Origin of the sequence: Paenibacillus residui, from assembly GCF_042677205.1 — a bacterium.
Classification (GTDB): Bacteria; Bacillota; Bacilli; order Paenibacillales; family NBRC-103111; genus Paenibacillus_L; species Paenibacillus_L residui.
Window position 1 is genome coordinate 1 of the sequence record NZ_JBHTIU010000038.1, and the last position, 2621, is coordinate 2621.

3 protein-coding genes and 2 pseudogenes are annotated in these 2621 nt (G+C 43.0%); 1 reads left to right on the forward strand and 4 read right to left on the reverse strand.

Going from position 1 to position 2621, the window contains the following annotated elements:
• Positions 1–662: 662 nt before the first annotated feature.
• Positions 663–779 (forward strand): annotated as a pseudogene (locus tag ACFQ03_RS12015) (sugar ABC transporter permease); the annotation flags it as partial.
• A 1-nt stretch (position 780) separates the two neighbouring features.
• Here ACFQ03_RS12015 and ACFQ03_RS12020 read toward each other — a convergent pair.
• The 4 genes and pseudogenes from ACFQ03_RS12020 to ACFQ03_RS12035 form a co-directional block, all read right to left on the reverse strand.
• Positions 781–882: pseudogene (locus ACFQ03_RS12020) on the reverse strand (sugar ABC transporter permease); the annotation flags it as partial.
• Positions 883–1040: 158 nt separating this feature from the next.
• Positions 1041–1265: a CD3324 family protein gene (locus ACFQ03_RS12025; protein ID WP_144937529.1), complete on the reverse strand. Its 225-nt coding sequence runs from the start codon at positions 1263–1265 to the stop codon at positions 1041–1043.
• Positions 1266–1276: 11 nt separating this feature from the next.
• Complete coding sequence (locus ACFQ03_RS12030; protein WP_379288337.1) at positions 1277–1981, reverse strand: hypothetical protein; 705 nt, start codon at positions 1979–1981, stop codon at positions 1277–1279.
• Between the two features lie 125 nt (positions 1982–2106).
• Positions 2107–2577 (reverse strand): histidine phosphatase family protein, encoded by a 471-nt coding sequence (locus tag ACFQ03_RS12035; RefSeq protein ID WP_379288339.1) that lies wholly within the window; start codon positions 2575–2577, stop codon positions 2107–2109.
• Positions 2578–2621: the final 44 nt, after the last annotated feature.

The following is a 2621-nucleotide window of genomic DNA, read 5'->3' on the forward strand; positions in this document are numbered from 1 at the left end:
AGCTAGGCTAATAATCCAGTGTAGAAAACATTGTAGTGAATTTTACACAAGAGTCAGGACTTGACCTTGGGATATTGTATTTGTCGAGAAAAATGAAGATTTACCACCCATGATGACAAAACTAAATTATTATAATGGCATTCATACGGGTACCCATCCAGATTTCACCGCAACTTTGTCATAGGGAGTGGGGAAAACCTTGCAGATGAAAATGATGACGATGCAGCCGCCCTCCAGCCGCTTCTGATTCAGTATGAAGTCAGATTCTCCAGAGCGCCGTCGTTGATTATAGCTTTCGTACGAATCGTATAGGAGAACGAACAAGCTGATAATTGTATATGCACTGGTAAGCATTGCGTAACAACGGCTTTAGTTTTTCGAGCTCATCATCATAACTTATCCATCACGCTCGATAAGACGCAGTGGAAACTTAACGACTCCAAAATATAGCTGGTCCTCCTTCATAACATCATGCAGAATGGGAGCCACTTTTCGGGTGAGCAGCAGATAGCACTGAATCCATTCCTCGAGCATTCCGGCATTCGCATATTGTACAGCTGATTCTATAGTCGGAGAATAGATTAAATGTCTGTCATTTTTCTTCGAATAGATGATTTTCTTAATGGAATCCAGGATAGTGCCTGTAGCCTCCGTCGAGAGGTGTGATCTCCGTATTCTACCTATGGAAACATATCGGCTACAACATTATCTTATTCCTTGCAGGGCTGCAAAGCATCCCGCGAGACTACTATGAGACGGCCGATTTGGAGGGAGCGGGCACCAGGCCGATTTCATCCAGTCTATCTGTTCAAGTCCGGCAGCATGCATCCAGGCGTTAAGTGATCCATTCCAATCAAAAAGCACTTGCCACACCAACATGATCTCCGTCGGTTCGCCTGGCTGATCTATGTTGTCAGCATTCACGAGTGCAGTATTTTGGATCGTCTGGCCACCTTGTCCCGTTTGAATGACGGCCTGGAACTCCAGCGTATGCCATCTCGTATCCGTTACATCGCCAAACCAACCGTATACTTGCCCCGTCACGGAATGTATTCGTCCGCAAGCTCCGAAACCGTAATCCCGTTGGCATACTTATTGCGAATCATCAGGTTGCGCCTCTGCAATTGATCCCGGTATCCGGACATTTCGCCCCATGCCCTTTTTTCCTCCCCGGAAGGGATATAGAGCAGTTTTCCTGCCGCATATTTCTGAATTTCTTTCAATAATTCCTCCGGCAACACATCGCCGGCATTTTCATATTTCATACCATCACCATCTATAGGGCGTATAGTCGATCCTTCAGTTCACTGACAGATTTCATTATAGACATGCAGGATTCCGTATCATCAATCGATGCATGCCAACGCAAGACATCGATTCCTTTATAATAAGCCATACATAAGTATCTTTCTTGAAAATCCGGTATGACGATGTCCCTTTGCTTGCAATACTCCACCAACAATTCCGGTATTTTTAAGTAAGGCTTATTCAGGTCCATAATGGAAAAATCCAACAGGAGATCGCAAATACCGGATCTGCTCCAGTCAGGGAAACCAACCGTTGTCTTCCCATCCGTAATCATATTGACGAAAAATGTATTATTATTAACCAAATAACGCTTGCCTTCGCAATAATGAATTCTGTCCTCCATTTCCTTAAAGTATCTTTCGAAAAATTCACGTTCCAAAACCGTCGTTTCAAACATTTCCCTCCAGTTGTACCAATACCCCTCTTTATCCTCCGCAAAGGTATCGATCAGAAATTCCCTGCAGGTCCCATAATTTGTTTGACAATCCTCATTAAACTCACCGTAGCCTTCTACTCCCGATATATCCGATGAACTAATTTCGAAAATCTTGTCAAAAAACAACTCGTGGCAATCCGCAAACTGCTTCGGGCTTAATTGGTCTGCAACAAACCCATTCGGCGTCATACTTACCTTTGCAGAAAGCATCGATTGAATGATGTGGTCCTTACCCATCTTTTGATCCCCTTTTCCATTTTCCAATTGATCAGCTGCGCATCTGATATATGAAGATCATAGCAACGAAAACAGGTGGAATATAGGCAATAAATATCTTAAACCAACTTTACATATTGGTATGGTTAAAGGATGGATTCTAAATGCTCAACAGATGCCAAATCTGCAATTTGATATTGCCCGTTTTCATAAATTAGCGTGGTTATAGAACACTCGGGAATTAACTGGCTTTGTACGGCAATGAAATTGGGATGCCATAGATCAAGTTGATCCCCGGGGAATGTATTTACAAGAAAGTCCGTTATTAATCCTCCATGCGTAACCATTACAATATGACTTTGGAACGGATGTTTCTGTGCTAATTCTGTTAAAAATGAAGATAAACGTTCCCCGGCTTGCTTTGCTGAATCGCCTACAGGCGGTATATATTCGGGTTCAGACGTGCACCGCTCCCACATGGCAACAAACTCATCAAAGGTTTGGCCTGGAAGGTCGCCCCAATTAGCACGTTCCCGCAAACGACTATCCACTTGAATAGTAGATTTAGTTTCTAATGCAATATACCCGGCGGTTTCTATAGTGGCACAAGAAGTCAAGACAGTTTTTTTTAATTTTTAAGGTGTGAAATCATTCACGAAGC

Bases quoted from the DNA above. Each gene is read 5' to 3' on its own strand.
- ACFQ03_RS12025 (WP_144937529.1), bottom strand. From the start codon at position 1,265: ATGAAATATGAAAATGCCGGCGATGTGTTGCCGGAGGAATTATTGAAA.
- ACFQ03_RS12030 (WP_379288337.1), bottom strand. From the start codon at position 1,981: ATGGGTAAGGACCACATCATTCAATCGATGCTTTCTGCAAAGGTAAGT.